Genomic DNA, 8,364 nt, shown 5'->3' with positions numbered 1-8,364 from the left:
CGGCCGTCGTCGCCGTCGGCCTGGTCGGTGGCGGCGGCTACGCGGTCGGCGCCGCGGGCGGCGGTCCCGCCCCGGCCGCACCGCCGATCGCGCTGCAGGGCGCGTCGTCCGCGTCGGGCGGGGCGCTCGAGGCGGCCGGCGCGAGCGCGTTCGCGGACAGCGCCCGCATCGCGCCGGGCTGGTTCGGGGGGCGCACGGTCTTCACCGCCGACGGCGTGACGGGCGACGCAGGCACCGGCCGCGCGTGGGCGTTCGACGCGACGGGCGCCGCGACGCGTGCGACCGCGGCGCGCGTCGCCGAGGTGCTCGGCGTGACCGGTGAGCCCCGGCAGGAGTGGGGTCAGTGGGTCGTCGGGCCGAACGACGGCTCGGGACCGACCGTGTCGCTCGGCGTCGACGGGCAGGCCGGCATGTGGTTCTACGACCGCGCGTGGGACCCGTCGGTGTGCGCGGCCGCCGAGCCCGGTGACGCGCCGTCGATCGAGCCGGCGCCGGTGCCCGACGGTGCCGACGACGGGGCGACGATCGAGCCCGGGGTCGGGATCGCACCGGTGCAGCCCGACGAGGTCGCGCCCGCCGACCCGAGCGTGTGCGACCCGACGACGACGCCGCGCGGCGCCGCCGCCGAGTCGGCCGCGCGCGACCTGCTGACGCGTCTGGGCGTCGACCTCGGCGACGCCGAGGTCACGGTCACCGACGACACGGGCGTGGCCGGGCTGGTGGCGGTCACGGCCGCGCAGGTCGTCGACGGCACGCAGACCGGGGTCGTGTGGTCGGTGCAGCTCGCGGGGAAGGGCGTGCAGGCCGTCTCGGGTCCGCTCGCGCCGCTCGTCGAGCTCGGGACGTACGACGTCATCAGCGCCGCCGCGGCGGTCGAGCGGCTCAACGACCCGCGCTTCGGTGCGTCGTACGGCGGGGTCGTGCCGCTCGCGGCGCGCATGACCGACGACACCGCCGAGCCGGCGGTGCCGCAGGTCGCGCCCGAGCCCGACGAGCCGACCGTGCCGCCCGTCCCGGCCGCCGGGGCCGCGGTCCCGTGGCCCGTGCAGCACGTGACCCTCACCGCCGCGCGCCTCGGCGTCACGCTCCTCACCACGCCCGACGGCGCGAGCCTGCTCGTCCCGGCCTGGGAGCTGAGCGACGCCGACGGCGGCACGTGGAGCGTCGTCGCGGTCGCGGAGGACCAGCTCGACCTGAGCGCGGGCTGACGGACGTCCCGGGCCGCGGCCCGGGTGGCACGCGGGCTGAGGGGCCCGTGGACACGGTGGGGCCGGGCGGCGCTGGAGGGGCGCCGTCCGGCCCCGCCGTCGTGCCCGGCGTCCGCGGGTGCCCGGCTCCCGGGGTGGGTAGCGTGCCCCCATGGCTGCCACCCCCGGTCCCGCCGGACGTCTGCTGCTGCTCGACTCCGCGTCGCTGTACTTCCGTGCGTTCTTCGGCGTGCCCGACTCGGTGCGCGCCCCCGACGGGACGCCCGTCAACGCCGTGCGGGGGTTTCTCGAGACGGTCGCGCGGCTCGTCGCGGAGCGTCGCCCGACGCGGCTCGTCGCATGCTGGGACGAGGACTGGCGGCCCGCGTTCCGTGTCGAGGCGGTGCCGTCGTACAAGGCGCACCGGGTCGCGCGGGAGGTGCCGGGGACGACGGGCGTCGAGGACGTGCCCGACGCGCTGACGGCGCAGGTGCCCGTGATCGTCGACCTGCTGGCCGCGCTCGGGGTCCCGCGCCTGGGGGCCGCGGGCTACGAGGCCGACGACGTCATCGGGACGCTCGTCGCGCGCGAGGCCGCCCGCCCGGCGGGCGAGCGGTCCGCGGTGGACGTCGTCACCGGGGACCGGGACCTCTTCCAGCTCGTCGACGACGCCATGCCGGTCCGCGTGCTGTACCCGGTCAAGGGCGTGAAGGACCTGCTGGTCGTCGACCAGGGCGTGCTCGAGGAGCGGTACGGCGTGCCCACGGGGCGCGCCTACGCGGAGATGGCGGTGCTGCGCGGCGACCCGAGCGACGGACTGCCGGGCGTGCCGGGGATCGGCGAGAAGACCGCGGCGGCCCTGCTGCGCCGCTACGGCACGCTCGCCGACGTGCTCGCGGCCCGCGACGCCGGCGACCGCGGGCTGACGGCCACGCAGCGCACCCGGCTGACCGACGCCGCCGACTACCTCGCGGTCGCGCCGCGGGTCGTCACGGTCGCCCCGGACGCACCCGTCGCGGACGCCGACGACCGCCTGCCCGTCGCACCGGCGGACCCCGACGCGCTCGTCGAGCTCGCGCAGCGCTGGGGCGTCGCGTCGAGCGTGCGACGCGTGGTCGACGCGCTCGCCGACGCGCACGACCCGCGCTGAGCGGACGCCGGCCGGCGACGACCCGCGGCACCGCCCCGCGGCGGTCAGCCCTCCGCGGGCGCCGCGGGGTCGGCCGGCGGTGCGGGCAGGACCCACACGTTCGCGCCGGCGGCCTGCCAGTCGCCGCCCGACGGCGGCGCGGCGCCGTCCGCGCCGAGGCGCACGCTCGAGCCGTCCTCCGCCGTGGCGGTCGTCACCGCACCGGGCTTGGGCGACGTGCAGGACGTCCGCGCCTGGTCGCCGTCCGGGACGACCACGAGGCACAGCGCGCCGTCCCAGCGCAGCGCCGCGAAGTGCTGCCCCGCGGCGGTCCGCACCGCGAACCGGGTGGTCTCGGGGTCGACACCGGCCTCCTGCGCGACGGCCGGGTCGACCGCGTCGGTCGGCTGCTGCGCGCGCTCCAGCAGCTCGACGGTCATGCCGTTGGCCTGCGCGGTGACGACCTGCGGGCGCGCGAGCAGGAGCCACGCGACCCCGGCGACCACGAGCGCCGCCGCGACCGCGAGCACCACGCCCACACGGCGGCCGTGCGCCGGGTGCGGGTCGTGGTCGTCCTCCTCGACGTGGTCGAAGAGGTCGCGGTCGTCGAACGTCGTCACGGGACGATTATCCGCACACGGCGACCGGCGCGTGAGCCGGACACACCGGACGGACCGCCGCGTCGGCGCGCGCCCCGACGTCCGACCTGCGTGGGCGCACCCCGGACGCCGGTCGTCACGGCGCCGTGCGCTCGTGGTCCGGTGCGTCCTCGCGGGGTGCGACGCCGTGCACGACGTCCGCGAGGTGGCGCACGAACCAGCCCTCGGCGGCCGAATCCCAGTACTGGGCGACCGCGGCGATCGGGTACACGAGCACCTCGGGCACGCGCTGCGCGAGCACGATCTCGGTGCCGTACCGGTCGGAGCAGACGGCCCAGTCGAGCGTGGGCGCCTGGGCGCGTACGAGGTCGCCCAGCGCGACCCCGAACGCGTCGGCGAGCGAGCGAGGGTCGGGCCGGTCCTCGGCGAGGGCCCACTGCCGGCGCACGCGGTCGAACAGGGCGCCGACCGTCCCGGCGTCGGTGGGGTCGTCGCACAGGCCCGCGACCAGCGCCCGCTGCTGCGCGAGGAACAGCAGCTCGGCGGGGTTCAGCGCGTCGATCGTGTGCCGCGTGTCCGACAGCGCGGCGGCCACGGGGCCGACGGCGGTGGCGTCGGCCCCGTGGCCGGGCGGACCGTCCGGTGCGTCGCCGGGCGTCGCCGCCTCCTCGTCGGTGACCGGGCGGGCGGCGTCGCCGTCCTCGTCCGGCACGTCCTCGAGGTGCTCGACGACGCGTCGCAGCTCGCCCTCGCCCGGCGTGCGGCCGTCCGCCACGGCTGCCGGGTCCCCGTCGGCGAGGGGTGCGTCGGCGGGTCCGTGCGGTGCGGGCAGCACGGGGCCGCTCCCTCGCGGCGTCCGTCGGTCCAGTGCCATACGCCACGCATCGGCTCGGGCACGAGAGGTCTTGACGCACGCGAGCGGGTGTCGCCCGGACGGACGCCGGGCGACACCCGCTCGTCGCGGGGGGTGGTCAGCGGGCGCTGATCACCTTGGCGGTCACGGTCGGCAGGTAGTTGCCGTCACCGAGGTAGAGCGCCGTGACGACCGACGTCGACCGCAGCGCCGGCAGGGTCACCGTCGCGGCACCGTCCGTCAGGGTGTAGGTCCCGACGGGGCGCAGCCCCAGCAGGACCGTCACGCGCCCGGCCGCGGCCGGTGCGCCGTCCCCGCCGCCGACGCGCACCGTCACGGTGGGCGTGCTGCCCCGCGGGACGGTCCAGGACGCGGTCTCGAGCGTCGCGGTCGACGTGCCCGGCACGACGCGCACCTGGGACTGGCCCTCGGAGCGTGCGACGTCCGCCGTGCCGTCGAACACCGCGGTGAGCCGGTGCGTGCCCGTCGCCAGGTCCCGCGGCAGCTCGATCGTGGCCGTGCCGGTGAGGCCGTCGACCGTGAGCTCGCCCGACGCGAGCACCTTCCCGGCCTCGCGCACGGTGACGGTGCCCGACGGCGCCCAGCTCGCGCCGGTGACCGTGACCGTGGCGGTCACGGGCTTGCCGTAGCGCGCGAGCGTGGGGTCGACGCGCAGCGCGGTCGTCGAGGCCGAGGGTGCGAGGTCGACCTCGGTCACCGCCGACTCGGACGCCGTCCACAGCGGCGAGTCGGGCGTGTACCGGACCTTCAGCGCGTGCGCCCCGGCGTTGAGCGTCGACGTCGTGAGCTCCCCGGCGCCGTCCGTCACGGCGGCGGTGCCGAGCTCGACCTCGCCGTCGTAGAACGTGAACGTCCCGGTGGCCTCCGACGGCGTGACCGCCGCCCGCAGCACCGTCTCCCCGCCGGCCGTGCCGGACGACTCGACGTCGAGCGTCGTGGTCGTCGCGACGGCCTCGGGGACCGTCACGTCGACGACCTGCGCGCGGTCGCCCGTGCCGTTGGAGTGGTGCAGCACGAGGACCTCTTGGTCGCCCGCGTCCGTCCCGCCGTGGACCTCGACCGTGGCGCCGTCGAACGTCTGCGACACGAAGTCGGCGCCGATGTTCGAGCCGAACCACAGCGGCGGGTCGTACGGGTCGACCGTGAACGGCCCGACCTCGTCGACGATCCCGTCGGCGGGGAAGGCGTAGGTGCTGCGCATCTGCGCCCACACGCCGACCGGCGTGCCGGGCTCGACGCCGAGCGCGGCGAGCGGCACCGGGACGACGACCGTGCTGTTGTCGAACGCGCCCATCTCGATGTTCCCCGCGAAGGGGTACAGCAGCTCGGGCCCGGCGATCAGCTCGTTGGTGTCGTAGTCGTAGGTCTGCACGACCGTGTAGTCGGTCTCGTCGAGCTTGGCGACGACCGTCGTGACGTCGGGCTCGCCGTCGCCGTCGGTGTCGACGAGCACGTACGGCTTGAGCGCGTGGCCCAGGGCCGCCCAGTCCCCGTCGGTCGCGATGCCGACGCCGAGGTAGCCCTCGGCGGGGTCGCCGCCGTCGGCCGCGAGCGCGGGTGCGGTGGACGCCCACCCGACGTGGCGGATGTCGCCCGCCTTGATCGTCGAGGCCGAGGTCTCGGCGCCCGGCGGCAGCTCCTCGAGCCGCGGCGAGTCGGCCGCGTGCACGAGCGGCGTGGCCAGGCCGTACCAGCCGAGGGACTGCACGTCGCGCCCGCTGAACGCGAGCTCGGCGGTGGCGGCCGACGGGTCGGGGAACGCGAGCGGCGCGGCCTCGAGGTCGGACGTCGGGCGCGGCGTGCCCTGCACGGGCAGGCGCCACTCCTTGCCGCCGGACGTCAGCACGAGCCGGCCGGAGACCTGCGAGACGAACTCGCGCGGCAGGCCCTCGATCTGCTCGGCCTGCATGGTCGGGTCGATCTCGCGCTGCACGGTGGCCGGGTCGGCCGTGAACGTCAGCGTGACGACGCCCGTGCCGCCGGCGGGCACCCGCAGGCTCGCCGGCGCGGCCGTGATGGTCGCTCCGCCGGACGTCGTGCTCGACGTGACCTTCGTGGCGTAGGTGCGCGCCGTGGAGCCGAGGTTCTGCACCGTGACGGCCTTGCGGATCGTCACCGTCTTGTCGGCGAGCGGGACCAGGCCGAAGCTGACCGAGGTCTGCTGAGGGCGCTCGGCGTTGTAGACGAGCGTGTCGTTGGTGACCGCGGCGAGCGTGTCGACGCGGCCCGAGCCGACGCGCGGCGGGCCGAAGAAGACGTCGCCGCCGGGCTCGGTCGCGACGTCGTGCGTCGCGGTGTTGACGATCGCCGCCTTGATCTGCGCGGCCGACCAGCCCGGGTGCGCCTCGCGGACGAGCGCCGCGATGCCCGCGACGTGCGGCGAGGCCATCGACGTGCCGTTGCTGCTGGCGCCGCCGTTGCCGGAGCCGACGTTCGCGGACACGATCTGCTGACCGGGTGCCGCCACGTCGGGCTTGCCCCAGCCGAGCGAGCCGTGCACGCCACGCGACGACGACGTCGACAGCGTGTCGGGCGCGACGTCCTGGCGCGTGCTCAGCGCGAGCGACGGGCCCATCGTCGTGACGAGCGTGCCCGCCTCGATCTCGGGGAGCAGCGCGTCGGTCGAGGCGGCCGTGAGCTGGAAGCCGGGGATCGTCGCGTTGCCGCCGATGCCGGCGGAGAACACCGCGAGCTCGGTGGGCAGGAGCACGCCGACCGCACCGGCGGCCTCGGCGTTGTTGAAGCGCACGCCGGAGCCGCACGCGCGGGTCGCGTCGTCGTCGTCCCACCACAGGTAGGCGATCTTGCCCGCGACGGTCGCGGCCTGCTCGGGCGTGAAGGCGGTGCAGCCGTCGAACGTCGCGCCGACGTAGGCGACCGGTGCGGTGACGTCGGGGCCGCTGTAGTTGACCGAGTTCTGACCGGCGTGCCGGCCGACGAGCGCCGGGTCGGACGCCTCGGTCACCTCGGTCGCGTCGAACGCGAGGTCCTTGCCCACCGACCACGCGACGGTGAGGCCCGCGAAGCCGTTGCCGGGCGAGCCGCCGACGTCCTCGATGTCGCCCTCGTTGCCGGCCGACAGCACGACGGTCGTGCCGAGCGCGGTGAGCTCGGAGACCTGCAGCGACTCGGGGTCGTCGGCCGGTGCGCCGGCGGCGCCGAGCGACAGGTTCAGCACGTCGATGCGGTCGTCGAACGACCCGTCGCCGTTGGGGTCGGCCGCCCAGTCGAGCGCGAGCGACGACAGGCTCGTGGAGCCCGCGACGTCGCCGAACACCTTGAGCGCGTACAGCTTGGCCATCGGCGCGGTGCCCGGGCCGACGGGCCAGTCGAGGACGGACTCGAGCGCCGAGTAGTCGCCGTCGAACGTCGTGCCGTCGGGCGTCACGCCGTAGCCCGCGGCCGTGCCGGCGACGTGCGTGCCGTGGCCGTGGACGTCGATGGGGTTCTCGTCGGGCACGGGGACGAGCTGCGCGGGGTCGGTGCCGTCCGCGTTGTAGTTCGTCCCCGCGAAGTCGTAGCCGCCGAGGAACTTGTCGGGGTCGAACGCGCCGGCGGGCACCGGGCCCGTGCCGTCCTCGCCGTACGCGGCCTCGTAGGCCTCGACGGTGCCCGGGCCGCCGAAGGCGGCGTGCGTGTAGTCGATGCCGGTGTCGATGACGCCGACCGTGATGTCGGTGCCGAGCACACCCGTGCTCTGCCACGTCGCGAGGGCCTTGGTGAACTCCACCTGCGCGGCGTTGTCGAGCGTGCGCTCGGCGACGAGGCGCACGGACCGGACGTTCGGGTCGTCGGCGAGCGTGCGCAGCTGGTCGGCGTCGCCCAGCACGAGCGCGCCCGAGACGAGGTTCGTGACGGTCGCGAGGCGCTGCGGCTGCGCGGCGGCGGTTCGTGCGCTCGCGCTCGACGCCTCGGCCGGCACGACGTCCGCGGCGGCGGCCTCGGTCGCCGCGGCGGCCTCGCGGACCTGCGCGGGGCTGCCGCCGTCGGCGGCGACCTCGACGCCCGACGGGGTGTCCAGCTCGACGAACGCCGTGACGGTCCCGCTCGCCTCGGCGAGCGCGTCGCCGACGCCCTCGACCTTCGTGACCGGGACGTCGCCCGCGACGAGGAGGCCGGACAGGTCGTCCGGTGGTGGTGCTGCGCTCGCGCCCGACGAGCCGAGCAGGGCGCTGGTGAGGACGACGGACGCGGCGGTCAGGCCGGCGAGCAGGCGACGTGGCATGGGATCCATCCCGGGGGTCGGACGTCGGGGGCACGACGACGTCACGGCAGGCCGCAGACGGCCCCCCCGGACGTCATACCCGAGGTTGGCTGCGGTCACAGCCCCCGGGCACCCTGTGCACGGTACTGACCGGTAGGGGTTTTCGTCACCCCTTCTCCACAACTTCTTCTTCGTCCGCTTCGCCGTCTTCGCGAAGGCTCCACGGCGGAACCCGTGCCGCGTCCAGGACGCGCGTCCGGGGTCGACGGTCCCGCCGGCCGCCGGGTGGGCGCCGACGCGGCCGTGCGGTCGGTGACGCCGTGATCCGTCGCGCCTCGGGCGACGTGACGACGACCGATCGCGGGGTCGTC

Annotated in this window: 5 protein-coding genes; 2 read left to right on the top strand and 3 right to left on the bottom strand. The window is 76.3% G+C overall.

Annotated elements, in window-relative coordinates; all coding sequences use genetic code 11:
* A partial coding sequence (locus tag CS2_RS19060; RefSeq protein WP_070320005.1) for a hypothetical protein occupies nt 1–1,208 on the top strand: 1,208 nt, incomplete at its 5' end.
* Between the two features lie 151 nt (nt 1,209–1,359).
* Nucleotides 1,360–2,337 carry a 5'-3' exonuclease gene (locus tag CS2_RS10830; RefSeq protein WP_070320004.1) on the top strand — a complete coding sequence of 326 codons (978 nt, stop codon included), beginning with the start codon at nt 1,360–1,362 and terminating at the stop codon, nt 2,335–2,337.
* 44 nt (nt 2,338–2,381) lie between these two features.
* Here the strand turns inward: CS2_RS10830 and CS2_RS10825 are convergent, their stop codons facing one another.
* The 3 genes from CS2_RS10825 to CS2_RS19685 form a co-directional block, all read right to left on the bottom strand.
* Complete coding sequence (locus CS2_RS10825; protein ID WP_046530032.1) at nt 2,382–2,936, bottom strand: hypothetical protein; 555 nt, start codon at nt 2,934–2,936, stop codon at nt 2,382–2,384.
* 115 nt (nt 2,937–3,051) lie between these two features.
* Nucleotides 3,052–3,750: a DUF3806 domain-containing protein gene (locus CS2_RS10820; protein WP_070320003.1), complete on the bottom strand. Its 699-nt coding sequence runs from the start codon at nt 3,748–3,750 to the stop codon at nt 3,052–3,054.
* 136 nt (nt 3,751–3,886) lie between these two features.
* Nucleotides 3,887–8,014: a S8 family serine peptidase gene (locus tag CS2_RS19685; protein WP_070320002.1), complete on the bottom strand. Its 4,128-nt coding sequence runs from the start codon at nt 8,012–8,014 to the stop codon at nt 3,887–3,889.
* Nucleotides 8,015–8,364: the final 350 nt, after the last annotated feature.

Origin of the sequence: Cellulomonas iranensis NBRC 101100 = JCM 18110, from assembly GCF_001552375.1 — a bacterium.
Classification (GTDB): Bacteria; Actinomycetota; Actinomycetes; order Actinomycetales; family Cellulomonadaceae; genus Cellulomonas; species Cellulomonas iranensis.
Note: the sequence above shows the minus strand (reverse complement) of the source record. Positions and strands in the feature narration are given on the sequence as shown.